This is a genomic window from Clostridium sp. AF29-8BH (assembly GCF_003478145.1).
In the GTDB taxonomy this organism is placed as follows: domain Bacteria; phylum Bacillota; class Clostridia; order Lachnospirales; family Lachnospiraceae; genus Otoolea; species Otoolea fessa.
This window is the reverse complement of record NZ_QUEL01000003.1, coordinates 105,684-123,676: the sequence shown is the minus strand read 5'-3', so window position 1 is coordinate 123,676 and position 17,993 is coordinate 105,684. Positions and strand designations below refer to the sequence as shown.

At 43.9% G+C, this 17,993-nt stretch carries 13 protein-coding genes and 7 pseudogenes; 5 read left to right on the top strand and 15 right to left on the bottom strand.

Annotation, left to right across the window (positions count from 1 at the left end; translation table 11 throughout):
- Positions 1-109: 109 nt before the first annotated feature.
- The 5 genes and pseudogenes from DWZ16_RS16540 to DWZ16_RS03610 all read left to right on the top strand — a co-directional run.
- A pseudogene (locus DWZ16_RS16540) lies at positions 110-1,741 on the top strand (LPD11 domain-containing protein); the annotation flags it as partial.
- A gap of 1,551 nt (positions 1,742-3,292) precedes the next feature.
- Positions 3,293-7,150 (top strand): annotated as a pseudogene (locus DWZ16_RS15895) (SNF2-related protein).
- A complete protein-coding gene (mobC, locus tag DWZ16_RS03620; RefSeq protein WP_002578947.1) occupies positions 7,150-7,482 on the top strand; it encodes a plasmid mobilization protein in 333 nt (110 codons plus the stop codon). The pseudogene DWZ16_RS15895 and the gene mobC overlap by 1 nt, the downstream one beginning before the upstream one ends.
- Before the next feature lie 116 nt (positions 7,483-7,598).
- Complete coding sequence (locus DWZ16_RS03615) at positions 7,599-7,883, top strand: hypothetical protein (protein WP_002578946.1); 285 nt, start codon at positions 7,599-7,601, stop codon at positions 7,881-7,883.
- Positions 7,884-7,945: 62 nt separating this feature from the next.
- Positions 7,946-9,356: pseudogene (locus DWZ16_RS03610) on the top strand (relaxase/mobilization nuclease domain-containing protein).
- A 278-nt stretch (positions 9,357-9,634) separates the two neighbouring features.
- On the opposite strand, the gene DWZ16_RS03605 reads toward DWZ16_RS03610, so the two are convergent.
- From DWZ16_RS03605 to DWZ16_RS03520, 15 genes and pseudogenes are all read right to left on the bottom strand, one after another.
- Positions 9,635-10,504, bottom strand: coding sequence for a zinc metalloprotease HtpX (locus DWZ16_RS03605; RefSeq protein WP_002588966.1), 870 nt, complete (start codon positions 10,502-10,504; stop codon positions 9,635-9,637).
- A gap of 49 nt (positions 10,505-10,553) precedes the next feature.
- On the bottom strand, positions 10,554-10,817 hold the full coding sequence (locus tag DWZ16_RS03600) for a DUF1292 domain-containing protein (RefSeq protein WP_002304397.1): 264 nt from the start codon (positions 10,815-10,817) through the stop codon (positions 10,554-10,556).
- Positions 10,818-10,833: 16 nt separating this feature from the next.
- Positions 10,834-11,088, bottom strand: coding sequence for a hypothetical protein (locus DWZ16_RS03595; protein ID WP_002588965.1), 255 nt, complete (start codon positions 11,086-11,088; stop codon positions 10,834-10,836).
- Between the two features lie 9 nt (positions 11,089-11,097).
- Complete coding sequence (locus DWZ16_RS03590; RefSeq protein ID WP_117527657.1) at positions 11,098-12,138, bottom strand: hypothetical protein; 1,041 nt, start codon at positions 12,136-12,138, stop codon at positions 11,098-11,100.
- Between the two features lie 19 nt (positions 12,139-12,157).
- Positions 12,158-13,027: a hypothetical protein gene (locus DWZ16_RS03585; protein ID WP_002578944.1), complete on the bottom strand. Its 870-nt coding sequence runs from the start codon at positions 13,025-13,027 to the stop codon at positions 12,158-12,160.
- Between the two features lie 503 nt (positions 13,028-13,530).
- A pseudogene (locus DWZ16_RS16535) lies at positions 13,531-13,834 on the bottom strand (toxin zeta); the annotation flags it as partial.
- A gap of 286 nt (positions 13,835-14,120) precedes the next feature.
- Entirely contained in the window at positions 14,121-14,666 is a 546-nt protein-coding gene (locus DWZ16_RS03565) for an AAA family ATPase (protein ID WP_002304402.1), read from the bottom strand.
- Positions 14,667-14,726: 60 nt separating this feature from the next.
- Positions 14,727-14,875 (bottom strand): annotated as a pseudogene (locus DWZ16_RS03560) (zeta toxin family protein); the annotation flags it as partial.
- A 1-nt stretch (position 14,876) separates the two neighbouring features.
- Positions 14,877-15,149: an antitoxin gene (locus tag DWZ16_RS03555; protein WP_000301765.1), complete on the bottom strand. Its 273-nt coding sequence runs from the start codon at positions 15,147-15,149 to the stop codon at positions 14,877-14,879.
- 16 nt (positions 15,150-15,165) lie between these two features.
- Positions 15,166-15,381, bottom strand: coding sequence for a peptide-binding protein (locus DWZ16_RS03550; RefSeq protein ID WP_001835296.1), 216 nt, complete (start codon positions 15,379-15,381; stop codon positions 15,166-15,168).
- Positions 15,382-15,472: 91 nt separating this feature from the next.
- The gene (locus tag DWZ16_RS03545) at positions 15,473-16,369 is read right to left on the bottom strand and encodes a ParA family protein (RefSeq protein WP_002304405.1); all 897 of its coding nucleotides are present in this window, start codon (positions 16,367-16,369) and stop codon (positions 15,473-15,475) included.
- Between the two features lie 101 nt (positions 16,370-16,470).
- Positions 16,471-16,731: pseudogene (locus DWZ16_RS03540) on the bottom strand (topoisomerase DNA-binding C4 zinc finger domain-containing protein); the annotation flags it as partial.
- Positions 16,732-16,900: 169 nt separating this feature from the next.
- Positions 16,901-17,638, bottom strand: a complete 738-nt coding sequence (gene erm(B), locus DWZ16_RS03530; RefSeq protein ID WP_002292226.1) for a 23S rRNA (adenine(2058)-N(6))-methyltransferase Erm(B) — start codon at positions 17,636-17,638, stop codon at positions 16,901-16,903.
- Between the two features lie 46 nt (positions 17,639-17,684).
- Positions 17,685-17,774: pseudogene (locus DWZ16_RS16530) on the bottom strand (peptide-binding protein); the annotation flags it as partial.
- A complete protein-coding gene (locus DWZ16_RS03520; RefSeq protein WP_229217805.1) occupies positions 17,746-17,982 on the bottom strand; it encodes a helix-turn-helix transcriptional regulator in 237 nt (78 codons plus the stop codon). The pseudogene DWZ16_RS16530 and the gene DWZ16_RS03520, both read right to left, overlap by 29 nt.
- Between the last annotated feature and the right edge of the window lie 11 nt (positions 17,983-17,993).

Sequence of the window (17,993 nt, the reverse complement as noted above, 5' to 3'; positions counted from 1 at the left end):
AGAGAGCTTTACGCCCTCTGCTTTTTCTTTTGCCCAGGAAGAAATCGACCACTTCCTTCTGCTTGGTAGCAATACCGATGAAGCCCGAAAAGTCGTAGCGCTGGAATATATGAAGCAGAAGCCGTTGGAAGAAATCGTTCAGACCTTAAAGCAGGTCTATCACGGCGGCTATGGTCTGAAAGAAGATAGCGGGAATATCTGTGCGTGGTATGCCGAGGACGGTATCCACCTTGCCAAAGGTTCCTCTGCCATTGACAGCCCCAGAGCGCAGATCGTTTCTTGGGAAACGGTTGCCGAGCGCATTGGAGAACTGCTTGAAAATGGTCGGTTCGCAACTAATGTGGAACTGGTAGAAGCATCCGGATATGAGCGTCAGAAGTTGGCAGAATCCCTGTGGCATCTTTATCACGATTTGAGTGAAGAAGCCCGTTCCAGCAACTATCTGGCAATTCTTCATCAGGAACCGTTTCGTGGTTTCCCTGACGAAACCGCAGACTTGGCTGAAAAGTTGGATGACCCTCGTTTCCACGCAACCTTGGTACAGCAGTATTCGGAATTTAGAAAAACCCTTGCGGAAAATCCCGATCTGCTTCGTTTTCACTATCACAAGCTGAATCTCATTCAGAAACAGCTGTATGAGTTGAATATGCCTTTGCGTGAGTATCAGACCGATATGATGCAGATGCCCCTTGTCCGCCAGTTCATTACGGATGATGAAGTCAATGCAGACTTGACCCGTGGAAGCGGCTTTTCCGGTGGTAAAGCCCGTATTTATAACTACTGGCAGGAGAATCATTCTGCCAAGGAAAAGATGGACTTCCTGAAGCATGAATACGGAACCGGTGGTCATTCCCATGCCTGCTCTGGTGCAACGCACAGCGGTCAGGATCACGATGCCAAGGGTGTTGCTTACACCAAGAGCGGTTGCGATAAATTGCAGATGTCCTGGGCGCAGGTGGTGCAGAGAATCGACGGTCTGATACGAAAGGGACGCTACCTCAGCCCGGAGGAAGAAGCGGAACGACAGGCTATCGAAGAAGCTAAAACTGATCCGTTGGAAGATGTTTATGACCGTTTCGCAGTGATTGATACCGAGGATGGCGAGTATGCGATCTGGGATAATCAGACCGATGACTACTATGTAGACCCGGAAGGCGTTACGGAATACTTCACGGACGAATGGCTTGCCAATGACTATTTGGAGGAAGTTCGTCAGTCCGTAGCTGCGATGGAGTCGGTTCAGCCAGAAGCGCCTGTGGCAGAGCCTGCCGAAGTTGTGGAAGCATCTGCTTCCGAGGAACCGAAATGGAATTATCAGGTCGGTGACACGGTATATCTGGACGATACAGCTTTCCGTGTGGAGCAGATCACGGACAGAGAAGTTCAGCTGCGTGACCCTACGCTTGCTTATCCCATCTTCCGTGCCGAGAATCGTGAGAATTTCGAGCGTATGCTCTCTCAGGACGAAAGAAACCATGCGGTAAGGGTTGATGCCCAAACCGAAGAAAAGCCCGTTACAGAGGATTTTCTGGGCAAAACCGAACCGAGGGACTACACCCCTGAGTATCAGCTGTTAGACCGTCTGCGTATGGACTGCGAATACTTCCTTGGTGCAGGACAGCACAGCGAAAAGCATCTGTGGGCAGGCAACCGCCATGCACAGATTGCCAAGATGCGTGAGCTGTATGAAATGATTCCCGACAAACCAGAATGGCTGACACCTGAGATGATTAACAGCTACGAGGAGCGCATGGCTCCCCGCTATCTGGTTGCCGCCTACCATCACTTTGAAAACGGCTTCGATGATAAACTGGACTACTACACTCTGGAAGAAGCGGAAAAAGCTGCCCAGGGCTATGTGGACGGAACCATGGAGGATGACGGATTCAAGTACGATGGTGCTGCCGTTTACGATCAGCAGGAGCATAAGTGCATCCGTATCTATGGGGACTACCCTGACGAAAAGGCACACGCACAGGTCAGAGCCAGTGCGGAACCCGAACAGCAGGAACCGGAACACTTCATCGATCATTTTTATGTTGCCGAGGACATTCAGAAGCGGGGTGCGCTGGACATCAAGGAATACAGTTCCTTTGATGATGCCCTGCGAGCCTACTATGCACTTCCTGACACGCAGAGAAAAGCCCTGGGTGCAATGAATACCAGAGATCTGCCGGGTAGTCTGGACTTCGTACAGTGCGTAGATGGAAAGGACACCATCATTCAGGATTATGCCCAGGTGGACGGATGGCAGAATGCCGAAGTCATGGACATTATCGCTCAGCTTGAGCAGTCCATCACCACCAGAGAAATCCCACCTGTTCCTGCGGTGAACTTCCACATCACGGATGACAACATCGGTGAAGGTGGACCGAAGCAGAAATTCGCAAGAAACATCGCAGCCATTGAAACTCTGTTCAAACTGGAAAGCGAGAACAGGAACGCCACTACCGAAGAACAGGAGATTTTGTCGAATTATGTCGGTTGGGGCGGTCTGGCAGATGCCTTTGACCCGGACAAGGGAAATTGGGCGAAGGAGTATCAGACACTGAAAAACCTGCTTTCCGAAGATGAATATGCTGCGGCAAGAGCTTCCACCCTGAACGCACATTACACCAGCCCTACGGTCATTCGCTCCATCTACGATGCGGTCGGACAGATGGGCTTTGAAACAGGAAATATTCTGGAGCCTGCTATGGGTATCGGCAACTTCTTTGGTATGCTCCCTCCTGAAATGCAGAGCAGCCGTTTGTATGGTGTGGAACTGGATTCCATCACCGGCAGAATTGCTCAGAAGCTCTATCCCAACGCAGAAATCAAAGTAGCCGGTTTTGAAACGACAGACCGCCGAGACTTTTACGATCTGGCTGTGGGTAATGTCCCTTTCGGCAACTACAAAGTGTCCGACAAGCCGTATGACAAGCTGGGATTCTCCATTCACAACTATTTCTTTGCCAAGGCTTTGGATCAGGTTCGTCCCGGTGGTGTGGTCGCTTTTGTGACAAGCCGTTACACCATGGATTCCAAGAACTCTGACGCAAGGCGATATATGGCGCAGAGGGCGGAACTGCTTGGTGCAATCCGTCTGCCAAACGATGCCTTTAAGAAAAACGCAGGCACGGAAGTCGTGTCCGACATCCTGTTCCTGCAAAAGCGTGACCATCCGATTGACATTGTACCGGAATGGGTAAACCTTGACCGCACCGAAGAAGGACACACCATGAACAGCTACTTTGTCGCTCATCCTGAAATGGTTCTGGGCGATACGGTGGAAGAAAGTACCGCCTACGGCATGGACATTACAGTGCGTCCCATTGAGGGCATGGAACTGTCCGAACTTCTGAAAGAAGCAGTTTCCCACATCCAAGGAACCTATCAGGCTGTGGAGCTTCCCGAAGCTGACAAGGGTAAGGAAATCGAAACCATTCCTGCAACCCCGGATGTAAAGAATTTCTCTTATACCGTGGTGGATGGCAATGTGTACTTCCGTGAAAACTCCCTGATGCGCCGTGTAGACCTGAATGAGAAAGCAAAAGACCGTGTGATGGGCATGGTGGAACTTCGTGGTATCGTCAACGAGCTGATCGAATATCAGCTTGAGGATTACCCGGATGAAATGATTACTCAGAAACAGGCAGAACTGAATGATGCCTACGATGCGTTTGCCGCAAAGAACGGGCTTATCAATAATCGAGCCAATGGTCAGGCATTTGCTGACGATTCCTCCTACTATCTCCTGTGTTCTCTGGAAAATGTGGATGAGGACGGCAATCTGAAAAGCAAGGCGGATATGTTCACCAAGCGAACCATCAAGCCGGAACGCAGAGTGACGAGCGTGGATACGCCGTCCGAAGCTCTGGCAATCTCTATCGGTGAGCGTGGCAAGGTGGATTTGCCGTTTATGGCACAGCTGCTTGGAACACCTGGAGAATACGATGCGATTCAGGCAGAGCTTCGAGGGGTGATCTTCAAAGACCCGATGGCTCCCGATGCTGTGGAAGTTGGATGGCAGACTGCCGATGATTACCTTTCCGGTGATGTAAGAAGCAAGCTGCGTGTCGCACAGATGGCGGCAGACAGGGATTCTTCCTTCCACATCAATGTGGAAGCCTTGCAGAAAGCACAGCCGAAGGACTTGGATGCGTCCGAGATTGATGTGCGTTTGGGTGCAACATGGATTGATGCCGATTATATTCAGCAGTTCATGGAGGAAACCTTTGAAACGCCGTATTACTTGCGCCGTTCCATTGAGGTCAAGTTCTCCGAGCTGACCGCAGAGTGGCGCATCAACGGTAAGAGTTCTCCCAACTACAACGATGTGGCGGCGTATGTCACCTACGGTACAGAGCGAGCAACGCATATCGGATTCTGGAGGAAACGCTGAATCTGAAGGATATTCGTATCTATGATACGATTGAAGATGCAGATGGTAAGCAGAAGCGTGTCCTCAATAAAAAAGAAACTACCCTGGCACAGCAGAAACAGCAGGCAATCAAGGATGCGTTCCGAGATTGGATTTGGAGAGATCCGCACAGACGAGAAACCCTTTCCACCAAGTACAACGAACTTTTTAACTCCACCAGACCTCGTGAGTATGATGGCTCTCATATCCGTTTCGGCGGCATGAACCCGGATATTACCCTCCGTGAACACCAGAGAAATGCTATCGCTCATGTGCTATATGGTGGAAATACGCTGCTTGCACACGAAGTTGGTGCGGGCAAGACCTCGAGATGGCTGCATCGGCTATGGAGAGTAAACGGCTTGGATTGAGCCAGAAATCCCTGTTCGTTGTGCCGAATCACTTGACCTTACAGTGGGCAAACGAGTTCCTGCACCTCTATCCGAGTGCCAAGCTCCTTGTTGCCACCAAGAAGGATTTTGAAACAGCAAACCGTAAGAAGTTCTGCGCTCGTATCGCAACGGGTGACTATGATGCAGTCATCATCGGTCACAGCCAGTTTGAAAAAATCCCGCTTTCTGCCGAACGACAGGAACGGCAGCTGCGGGAGCAGATTGATGAGATCGAGGGTGCGATTGCGGAGCTGAAATGGCAGCGTGGCGAAAACTTCACGATCAAGCAGATGGAGAAAACACGAAAATCATTGGAAGCCAGACTGGACAAGCTCCTTGCCGCTGACAAGAAAGATGATGTCATTACCTTTGAGCAGTTGGGTGTAGACCGGCTGTTTGTGGACGAAAGCCATGCGTTCAAGAATTTGTTCCTCTACACAAAAATGCGAAATGTGGCAGGTCTGTCCACCTCCGAAGCCCAGAAATCTTCGGATATGTTTATGAAGTGCCGCTATATGGATGAGCTGACCGGCGGGCGTGGTGTGATCTTTGCAACCGGTACTCCAGTAAGTAACTCGATGACCGAGCTTTATACGGTCATGCGCTATCTCCAGTACAGTACGCTCCAGCAAAAGAACCTGACCCATTTTGATTCCTGGGCATCGACCTCGGAGAAACAACAACTGCGATTGAGCTTGCACCGGAGGGAACCGGCTATCGTGCCAGAACCCGATTTGCGAAGTTCTTCAACCTGCCTGAACTGATGAATATGTTCAAGGAGGTTGCCGACATCAAGACCTCTGACCAGTTGCATCTCCCTGTTCCCGAAGCAAAGTTTGAAACGGTTGTGGTTCAGCCCTCTGAGTACCAGAAGGATATGGTGGCTTCCCTTTCAGAGAGAGCAGCAGATGTTCATGCCGGTATTGTAGACCCGTCCGTCGATAATATGCTCAAGATTACCAGCGACGGACGAAAATTGGGACTGGATCAGCGGCTAATGAACACCCTGTTACCCGATGACCCTGACAGCAAGCTCAATGCCTGCGTGGGAAATATCCTGCGTATCTGGCAGGACGGTCAGGCTGACAAATTGACCCAGTTGGTGTTCTGCGACCTTAGCACACCGAAAAATGATGGAACCTTCAATGTCTATGATGATGTCAAAACCAAGCTGATTGCAAACGGTGTGCCTGCGGAAGAAGTTGCCTTTATCCATGATGCAGATACCGAGGCAAAGAAAAAAGACCTCTTTGCCAAGGTTCGTACCGGGCAGGTGCGAGTGCTTCTTGGCAGTACGCAAAAGATGGGTGCAGGAACCAACGTCCAGGACAAATTGGTGGCAGTTCACCACTTGGATGTGGGTTGGCGTCCGTCTGATATGACCCAGAGAAACGGTCGTATCATCCGTCAGGGCAACCGGAACAAAGAGGTTCAGGTGTATCAGTATGTGACCGAGGGAACCTTCGATGCCTACCTGTATCAGACCTTGGAAAACAAGCAGAAGTTTATTTCTCAGATTATGACCTCCAAATCACCGGTTCGCTCCTGTGACGATGTGGATGAGCAGGCGCTGTCCTATGCGGAGATCAAGGCGCTGTGTGCCGGCAATCCGCTTATCAAGGAAAAGATGGACTTGGACATTGATGTGGCAAGGCTGAAGGTGCTGAAAGCTGACCACCAGAGCCAGCAGTACCGTATGGAAGATAAGCTTCTGAAATACTTCCCGGCTGAGATTGAAAAGCAGACAGGCTATATTCATGGCTTTGAAGCTGATATTAAAACCGTGGAAGCACACCCGCAGATTGCCGATGGCTTTTGCGGCATGGAAATCATGGGCAAAGCCTACACCGAAAAGGCAGATGCCGGTGAAATCCTCCTTGCGGCTTGTAAGGACACGAAAAGTGCCGATCCGGTTCCTCTTGGCAGTTACCGTGGCTTTCAGATGGAGCTTTCGTTTGACAGTTTCCGGAACGAGTTCGATGTGACCCTGAAGGGCGCTGTGAGCCACAGAGTAGCCCTTGGAACGGACGCACGAGGAAATATCACCCGACTGGACAATGCCCTTGCAGGCATCCTTGAGCGCTTAGAACGAGCCAATGAGCAGTTGAATAATCTCTACAATCAGCAGGAAGCAGCCAAGGCGGAGGTTGGAAAACCGTTCCCGCAGGAAGCAGAGCTGACAGCCAAAAGTCAGCGACTGGCAGAACTGGATGCAGCCCTGAATATGGAGGACTCTGTGGAAAATCGTGACGAAAGAAGCGAGTCAGAGCGTCCTTCTGTGTTGGCTGATCTGAAATCCAAAGCGGAGCATATCCCGCCTGCAAAATACTCTGAAACCCGTGAGGAGGTGTTGTAATGGCAAAGCGAGATCAGGATGTTCATTTCCTTGCATCCAAGGAGGAGGTCGAGCGAATCCATGAGAAGATGGACGAGCTTGGCATCCGCAGCATGGGAGCCTATCTGCGGAAAATGGCTCTGGATGGTTACTGTATCAGACTGGATTTGCAGGATGTGAAAGCCCTGGTTTCGCTCCTGCGAATCTGCTCCAACAACCTGAACCAGTACGCAAAGCGAGCGAACGAAACAGGCAGCATCTATCGTGCTGACATTGAGGATTTGCAAAAACGGCTGGAGGAGATCTGGACGGACATGAGAGAAGTTCTTGTTCGCCTGTCCTCAATCCAGTAATCCGACAACTTGTTGGGAAGTCGCAGTTTCGGCTGCGGCTTTTACATAAGGGTTGACATCATTGCGTTATGGCAGATACCCTTGTACAATATAATTAAAAGAAAGGGGTTGAGCCTATGAAGCTGGTATTGAAGATATTGGCACTGCCGGTGCTGTTCGTTGTAAAAGTGATTTGCATTCTTGGAAATCTGCTTACAAATGTTGTGTCCTATGTAATTGGTTTATTGCTCTTGGTCATTGGCGGATCTGCGATTTACTGCATTGTAAAGGCTTTGTGGCAGTCCCTGCTTATTCTTGTGGTTCTTGGAATTGCGACAATAGCAGCGGTGTTCTTGCTCGTCTGGGCTGTTATGAAAGTCGAGAATATTGGAGAAAGTCTGGGAGCATTTATCAGGTCATAAGATAATATCAGAGAAAAGTCACCGACCGGTGGCTTTTTCTTTTTGGGAAGGAAGTGATGGGAATGGCAGCGACAAGATTGATTGCACTCCATGTGAATAAGGGAAAGACGGTCGCTCAATGTTTGGCAGACAGAACCGACTACTCACAAAATGCCGCAAAAACCAATGATGGCGAATTTATCAGTTCCTATGAGTGTGATCCAAAGACAGCAGATGAGGAATTTCTGCTTTCCAAACGGCAGTATCAGCATATTACCGGCAGACAGCAGAAGAACAATATCATCGCATACCAGATACGCCAGTCCTTTAAGCCGGGAGAAATCACCCCGGAAGAAGCGAACCAAGTCGGCTATGAAACAGCGATGCGATGGACAAAGGGAAAACACGCTTTCATCGTTGCGACCCACATCGACAAATCCCACATTCACAATCATATCATTTATAATTCGACCTCGCTGGATGCCACACGGAAATTCAAAAACTTCTTTCTTTCCGGTCTGGCGGTGCAAAGACTCAGTGATATGGTTTGCCTGGAACACGGGCTGTCCATTATTACACCGAAGCCGTATCGGGAGCGCCAGAAAAGAACTGTTTATCCCAAGAAGCGTACCCAGCGTGACGAATTATGTGATGCGATTGATGCGGTGCTGAAGCAGAAACCAAAGAGCTTTGATGGCTTTGTTCAGGCTCTGGCTGACATGGGATTTGAGTTCAAGGATGGAAAGCAGCCTGCGTTCAAGGGCGAGAATCAGAAGCGTTTCATTCGGCTGCGTTCCCTGGGCGAAGGATATAGCAAAGAGGAAATTCAAGCGGTTATCTCCGGCAAGAACCTGCACAAATCAAAAGGCGGCTCTGCCAAGCTCCTGCCCCGAGCAGTTCCAGATGCTGATTGATATTCAGGCAAAGATGGCCGAGGGCAAGACGGTCGGTTATGAAAAGTGGGCGAAGAAGTTCAACCGAAAAGAAGCTGCCCGAACGGTAATCCTACTGAAAGAAAAAGGCTTGGGCAACTACGACGATCTGACTGCTCATATTGAAAATCTGTCTGCCCGGTTCGATGCGCTTTCTGATTCTATCAAGGTCGCAGAGAAACGTATGGTTGAGGTTCAGGCGTTGCAGCAGCACATCAAAAATTATCGCAACACAAGGCAAATTTATATCGAGTACCGCAAGTCTGGATATAGCAAAAAATTCTTTGAAGAACACCGTCAGGAAATCACAATTCATAAAGCGGCGAAGCAAGCCTTTGATGAATTGCAGATTACAAAGCTCCCGTCCATGCAATCATTGTATGAGGAGTTTCATCAGCTGGCAGTCCAGAAAAAGCAGGACTACGCTGAGTACCGTCAGATCAGAAAAGAGAAAGAAGAACTGCTGATTGCCAAACGGACGGTTGAAACGATTTTGAATATCGACAGGCAGAAAGAGCAGGAAAAAGAGAAAGAGAAAGAGGAAAAGAAGAACTTCCGTTAAAGCAAAAAGCCACGGTCTGCACTCCCCAAAGGGTGCGGATCGTGGCTGCTTTTTTGCTTTTCGATTTCGGTGCTTTCAACCATGGGCAAATTTTTATTCTACTGTTCTTTGAGAAACGATTGAAAATCGTGTAGCCATCATCGGCAGATGATGTTCAAAGGGGATTGGGGATGCTTCCCCAACAAGCAAATTTGCGAAGATTGCACCGAAGGGAAAATCGAGAAAATGAGTGAACCTGTACAGGTTTACACTGCTTGCCAATTTGTGAGATTATGAATTTAGTATCGAGAATAGGGTACACCTAAATTTTGCAATGCTGCAACCCTATCATCGTTGCATGGATGAGTTGAGTATATTGCACTGAGAAAACCATCATGCGGAACATCTGAGATATGTTGGTCTAATACCGTCGCTAATTCAAGACCAAAACCAATTTTATAAGCAAATTCATCAGCCAGATACTCATTTTGTCTCATAGACCACATCAGAAAAAGCATACAGAACTTTACCCATAACCAAGAAAGTGCTGTTGATATTCCTGCGAAAACTGCGGTAATTATACCCATTACACCACTACGAGAGCATATTGCGAACAGCCCCATGATTGCAGAAAAAATCCAGTAGGATATTTTGATTAACAGGAGGCACCCGGATATAAATATATTGCCCCCGCCAATCAATAATTGGATAACAGTATGTCCGTATGAGAGATGTCCGATCTCATGGGCGAGAATTCCAAGTATCATATCATCGGAGAGTAAAAGCAATCCGTCAGTTATGCATAGTGTTTGCCTACCTAGAGCAAATGCATTTGGAGCAGGATCATGGATAATCTTCACTTTCACTTTTTTAGGACAGTATGATGTGTTCTCTTTTGCTTTATCTAAAACATATTGAACCAGCGGGACAACTCGAAGTTTTATATCTACTCTTTTTATATCGCTTGCTCCTGCGAAGGCAGCCAGGCACATTTCGCCTAATGGGGATAAGCTGATAGCTACTGTGAAAAAGTAAATACAAATCAGTTCAACAATGCTTCCTGACGAACCGAACACAGCAACAATCAGCAGAATATTAAGAGTAAAGAACAGAAGAGTTCCTAAGTTTGAGAAGCGAACAATTCTGCCTACACGATGCCAAATATCCATAATGCACCCCCCTTTTATCGTGTTGTTGGTTTGAGCTTGCATTGTTTAATTACTCAAATGTAAAGAAATCTTTGTTTCGCTCTTTGAACAGAGCAAAGACAGTCTCTAACACAAATTCGTTTTCAACACCAACATATTCTTCTGTTTCATCGTCAATTTCTTTCAGCTGCAAAATAACAACTTGCCCATCCGAATCTCCAATAGGAAGCAGGACAACATATTCGTTCTGGCGATACGGTATTAAGTCAAGAAATTCAAATTCAACTTCGTTCCCATTCTCATCATTCAAAGTTATAATGTTGTCTTCATCCATGTCGTCGTTCCTTTTCTTAATATAAATAATTATCGTTGATAATGATGCCTAATAGTTCAAAGAGATTATCCTTTTTGGAAAGAATGCATTTTTTCATGGCTTGTTTAATTTGTTCCGTTGAAATGCTATCAGGCAACATTTCCCTTGGGACACCATGACCGAATTGCCGAAAATACTGTTCTTCGATTTCATAATACTCATTATCAATTTTCGGTTCAGGTGTATTAAGGAAGCTATTCATAAAATCTGCAACGCTCTTGTTTTTGTCCATTGTATGCACCTACCTTTCTCTGCTCAAGACCCTAACATGATTATCTGGTCTAATAGAATCAATCATTGAAGAAAAAATACCAAACGCTGTAGAAAAGAAATTTGCTAATAGCTCTAATTTGCCTTGGTCTCCCATAGACGCTTCAAAAAAGTGGGCAAAGGCTTCTGCTTGTAGATTGCCCGGTCTCGTCCAATAGTTCCTTGAGTGACCATAATTTCCGTGCAATTGACCATTTGTTGTCGCATCAATTAAGTCCGAGAAGGAGTGAGCTGAATCCTGCCTAATACGGGTCAGAAAAGCAGTTTGCTTTTCCACTGGAAGATTGTTATATAAGCTCAGGATTCTTTGTCCGTCCTCAACCAGTGCCTCAGCAAATTCTGGAGTATTGGATAGATTGCTCCGATAGTTGCACGAAGCATGGTCGATCATGTGAGCAAGCTCGTGGAAATAAGTTGTTCCTGCACCTCTTGGATTTGTCATATCAGAAGCTGCATTGTAGTAGACTCCTCGTGAATGCCCTATATAATTTCCCGGTGAGTAATGTGCTGTCTGATCCGGTGGATATTCAGAATCTTGTATCATCAGTTTACCAGCGAAATGGTCAAACACTTCTCTGACATTCTGCTCTGCATTTTCATGGCGTTGTGATATAACAGCGATATATCCGTCTGGTGTGCTACCTTGGGTTAGCACGCCAAGGCAATACTGATAAGACGAATTACCAACATTAGGTGTTTGCAGACCCTGGAGGAAAGAATTTCGTGCAGAAGGAGTGTCCAAATTAACATTATCATATTCTTGTACACTTTTGGCAAGTGAAGCAACGTATTTTTCGGCCTGAAGCATAATCTGTAAAATATCATTCAGGGCTTTGTTGCAATCTTTTACGATAGTTCCCAGCTCATCGTACTTCTTGTCATTCCATCCAATTCCCAATTGCTGATATTTCATCTTCACAGAACTTCTTGTAGTTTCGATAGAAGAAATGGAGGTCCGCATATTTTTCAGTATTGTCAGTAATTGAGTTGCATCAGCATTTACGTTGCTCAAACACTCACCTCCTCATTTGTTAATCATTTCGAGTGTAGCTACCTGTTACTAAAACCGGGATATATGTATCAAGCGATTGAGCTGCAAGTGTTCGATGTCGCCCATCACTCTGAAATACATAATAAGAACCTACCTGCGCAACCTGGACAGGATTATTGTAATAGCTACGAATGGTATCATCTAACACTGGGTTTTGTGAAAGCTCATCCAAAGACATTCCTGACTCAGTATTTTGACGAACATCTTGGATGTGCGAAGCTCGCCTTAGAATGTTTTCTCTCGACCATCCCTCTCGACCATTCCGTGTCCAAAATCCTTCCGGGTTCCCAAGTTCTCGGTCACTGAGATAAACTCCTTCAATATCCCTTGCTCTAACGTATACGAGTTCTGGATTTTCATTTCGAGAAAAGGTATAGTTCCCGTTCTCCCAATAATCTCGATATTCTTCATAGTGATTTCCACGGGAAAAATATCGTTCAGCTGATAGTCTGTCTTGAACAAATGCAAGATTAGAACCAAAGGTATTTGACTCAAAGGTGGTTGTATCTGCACTTGATGGTGTAACAGCAAAACTACTGGTCTGAGGTGTGCTTGCAGATATTCCATTTGTAGATCCTAGTTGAACACTTTCGTATTCACTAAGGCTCTTGGCGAGTAAAGCCACATATTTTTCTGCTTGAAGCATAATTACCAATATGTCATTGAGAGCCTTGTTGCAGTCTCTTACAACCACGCCCAACTCGTTGTATTTTTTATCTTGCCATCCAGCACCTAACTGTTCATATTTCATCTTTACAGATTTTTTGGTAGTTTCGATGGAGGAAATGGAATCCTGCATTTTTTTCAGCATTGCGAATAGCTGAACGGAGTCAGCATTTACCATACTCATTTCATCACCTCCTGGCAGCGGATTTTGTGAAGTGCAAAGCGGCGATGTGTCAGGAAAGTCTGACACATCACTGCTTCGGCAAGATTTAATTTAGAGAGGAAAGAAATTGTTCCAACTCAGCAGCGGTCGGTGCAATGTACGGTTTCATCTGGTAACTATCCTTAACACCGTCTGTGAAGTATACGCTCCTTTCTTTTTTCGTTTTGTTGGTTCATTTTCGCCAGTGTGTTCGTGTCGTTTGCTGTGACGAGAACGCAACATAGACACAAAGAAAACACAAGGGCGAGCTTGCTCGTTTATATACCCTTGTGTTTTCGACTGGATATGTTAAGGTAACAAACAGTAAATGACACGTTACAGACTGCAAAATGTACCAACTGAAAAAAGAAAGAATACCGTTGTGTGCTTTATTTCTCGATCAGCTTTTCAAACATGAGGAAAGGTTTTTATAAAAAAAGAGTAGTTACCGTTTTTTGGTAACTACTCTTTTCCTTTTTTAAGGTTTAAAGTCCTGGAAGTTTAGGTGTTTTGGGTATTGGTGGTGTAGGTAGCTGCAAGCTTTCCAATTTTTGTTGAATTGCTTTAAATTCAGGGGTTTCTTGGTGTTGATTTTGAACCATTTTTTGCTCTATTCTCTCCAAAGTCGGTTGAATTTCTTTCCCTGATACTTTACGATTTAATTCTCTTTCTAAGGTCTCTTTCGGACTAATGGAAGGCGTTTCTAAACTTGAATAGAAGTTTCACTCCTTCTCTATTATAAAGCCTTATATCGCTAAATAAGCCCGTTTTATGAAGGGTTTCTAAGCTGAAATGAACGGGTTTACACCCGGCCTTGACCTCCGCCCGCTGTCCCGCTGAATGGGTGGACAAGGCGGCCAATCCCTCAAAGTGCTTGGACGCTCTCTTTCTGATTTTGGAGCGTTTCTTTTCTAAAAATTGAAATGGGCGGGAAGCCATTTTAGGGCTTTCCCGCCTTGATTACTTTTTAGCAAAGACGGGCGTGACTGTCAACGGCGGCGCATGAAATGCGCCGTTCATCTTGACCGTTGACTGGCTCGGCTGGCTTTGCTATCTTCCTGACAAATGGGAATGTCTAAGATAGTAAAGACGTCCCACATGCAACTCTTTCTTTTATTGCGGAAACCGTATCTTTAATTGTGAATGTAGTTGTGTCTATGACATTTGATTCATATATCCCCAAACCGGAAAATTGCTCCCACATTGTTTCCACTAATTCAATATTTGTTTTTCTATCTAATTTTGAGCGTTCCACAGCTCGCTTCATAGTTTCTTTTTTACTCGCTCTTAATACAATATAGTGTACCTCGTAATCTTCTTGGGCAAGAGCTTTCCATGGCTCCAAAAACCATGGCCCGACAATCCCATCTACAATTACATCATATCCGCCACGAGCATATCGCTTTGCAGCTTCTAAAAAGGCTTCAATGACAACCAGATTTTGCTTGTTGGATTCTGGCAAATGTGGTGGTATTGCGCCTTTGCTTAAGTAATGAAAAAAGTCATCGGTGTGCATATGCACTGATTTATCCATATCTGATTCCTTTGCGACAATTGACGCAGTTGTTGTTTTTCCTGTCCCCGGTGAGCCTGTAATCACAATAATTCTTCCTTGATTCATCTGTATTTTCCCTCACAATTTGAATTTATCACTTTGTTCCTGCCTGCTCAATCATCTTCTTCGCAAACTGGTTTTCCCTGACCCTGATTGCCCACCAAGTAAAAAAGCGGTTGGCGATTCAACCGCTTTTTTACTTGAACCAATTCTTCTAAATTATCATTTAAGCGATTCTCAAACTGTTTGTCAGTAAAATTGACTATATTTGCCATATTAAGCCACTTTCTCTTTATTCAAAACTTGTTTTGAGTAACGATTCATTGACCGCCAATACTCATGAACGGCTTGTAATTCTTCTAAAGAATAATCAAAAAGATTTACACGTTTTGCAAGCTTTAATTGGTTTAATAAATTGACTTCCAATAATTGAGAGTCATTTTTATTTAATTCATGGTTCAAAACATAGTTTAATACTCGATTATAAACGCTTGCCGATAATTCGTTAATGATCTCTATTTCAAATGTTTTTTCATACGTAACTGCCATTTCATTTTCACTCCTTTTAAAGTTTGTCAGGTAAATATTTCCGTATATATTCTTCTAAGGCTTGATCCATAACTTCTTTTACGTTTCCGCCATTCTTTGCTGTTTCGATTTTTATGATATGGTGCAAGTCAGCACGAACACGAACCGTCTTATCTCCCATTATATCTTTTTTTGCACTGATTGGTGTATCATTTCGTTTTGCTTTTTGTGCGCCTAAATTTCCCACAATCACTCACTTCTTTCTATTTCTTCTTATTCTTATTTTATCATCAACAATCACAAATCACAAGTGATTTGTGATTAATCACTTGTGATTTGTGATTCTATTCTTTTTCGTTTTCTAATTGAATGATTCGCTCAAGCATTTCAAAAAATACGTTCTCATACATGGATAAAACTTTTTTGTCATAGCCTTTGTGTTCTGTAATTCCGTTTTTAGACCAGGTACTTACTTTATTACTTCGCTTGATAATATTTTGGAAAACCAAGTTATCTTCTTTATGTTGCTTGTACAGTTCTTCCAGGTTTGATTTTATCGTTGCGCTGTCCGTATCAACTAAATAAGGAACAAAACCGATCATATCTAGTCCAGGGTTAAACTGTTCTTGTAAATCAATCAAATAGGAAATATAGTTTTGAATGTTGTTTGTACTTTCTTCTTCTGCTTGTAAAGGGATCATAACGTAATCACTTGCCACGATTGCATTATTTGTATAAACGCTTGGCGTTGGTACAGTATCAATAATAATGAGATCATAGTCACTTTTTAAAGGTGCTAAAAGAGTAGCAAGCAATCTACTTTCATTTTCAAAAGTCCATGAGCGAGTTAATTTTGGCAGTAACATCAAATCAAACGTGCCAGGGATCAAGTCTAAATTATCAGTCAAATGAACAATAGAAGAAGCCAAGTTTCCATTTTTCAGTCCTTCATAAAAATTAACACGTGGCAATTCTACCTTAAATGTTTTTGCTAAGTCTTTTGTCAATGTTGCTTGTAAGTCCTTATCGATCATTAAAACTTTTAAATTAAATTTGTCTGTCAAGTAAGCAAACATAGTCGATAATTTTGACTTTCCAACACCACCTTTAAAATAATTGTTTAAGATAACAATCGCTTCATTTTTACTGTTTAAAATACGTCTTAATTCTTCAAGTATTTTGAGTTCTTCCTTCTCCATAACTACGCCCCATTCTTTTTTTGTATAGTAATATTGTATCATTAGGAATCACAAATCACAAGTGATTTGTGATTAATCACTTGTGATTTGTGATAAGTGATTTGTGATTAATATATAAAAGCCCTCTTTAAAGGCTTTTATGCTTATTTTGAAAAAGAGATAAAATCAATATATCCCTTTTCTCCGATTTTTACAACGGCATTGTAGGACTTTCTATCTTTCGTTTTGATTCCTTTTACCAGGGTTTCTTTTCCCTCTAGTAATTCTTTTACATTTGTTTTGGTGAGTTTTTTCTTTCTAAAATGTTCAGCTAAAGTGAAGGTACATTCAGGATAATTTGAACAACCATAAAACGATTTTTTTAATACAATATTGTTGCCACACTTAGGACATTTTCCTACAAGGGGTCCCGAGCGCTTAGTGGGAATTTGTACCCCTTATCGATACAAATTCCCCGTAGGCGCTAGGGACCTCTTTAGCTCCTTGGAAGCTGTCAGTAGTATACCTAATAATTTATCTACATTCCCTTTAGTAACGTGTAACTTTCCAAATTTACAAAAGCGACTCATAGAATTATTTCCTCCCGTTAAATAATAGATAACTATTAAAAATAGACAATACTTGCTCATAAGTAACGGTACTTAAATTGTTTACTTTGGCGTGTTTCATTGCTTGATGAAACTGATTTTTAGTAAACAGTTGACGATATTCTCGATTGACCCATTTTGAAACAAAGTACGTATATAGCTTCCAATATTTATCTGGAACATCTGTGGTATGGCGGGTAAGTTTTATTAAGACACTGTTTACTTTTGGTTTAGGATGAAAGCATTCCGCTGGCAGCTTAAGCAATTGCTGAATCGAGACTTGAGTGTGCAAGAGCAACCCTAGTGTTCGGTGAATATCCAAGGTACGCTTGTAGAATCCTTCTTCAACAATCAGATAGATGTCAGACGCATGGCTTTCAAAAACCACTTTTTTAATAATTTGTGTGCTTAAATGGTAAGGAATACTCCCAACAATTTTATACCTCTGTTTGTTAGGGAATTGAAACTGTAGAATATCTTGGTGAATTAAAGTGACACGAGTATTCAGTTTTAATTTTTCTGACGATAAGTTGAATAGATGACTGTCTAATTCAATAGACGTTACCTGTTTACTTATTTTAGCCAGTTTCGTCGTTAAATGCCCTTTACCTGTTCCAATTTCGTAAACGGTATCGGTTTCTTTTAAATTCAATTGTTTTATTATTTGGTTGAGTACTTTTTCACTCGTTAAAAAGTTTTGAGAATATTTTATATTTTTGTTCATGTAATCACTCCTTCTTAATTACAAATTTTTAGCATCTAATTTAACTTCAATTCCTATTATACAAAATTTTAAGATACTGCACTATCAACACACTCTTAAGTTTGCTTCTAAGTCTTATTTCCATAACTTCTTTCATTTGGGAATAATTCAAGCTGGCGAATCATATAATGTGTACTTGGAATGTAATCAAAATAAAACAATAGTGCTAGATATAAACTCCATGGAATTGGGCGTGTCCGATTTTCGTAGGCACTATAAGTTTGTCGTGAAATACCAACAGCCGAAGCAATTTCTTCTTGTGATGCACCAACTTTTCCTCTGAGTGCGGGTAACTCAATCGCCAATTGAGTGGCCA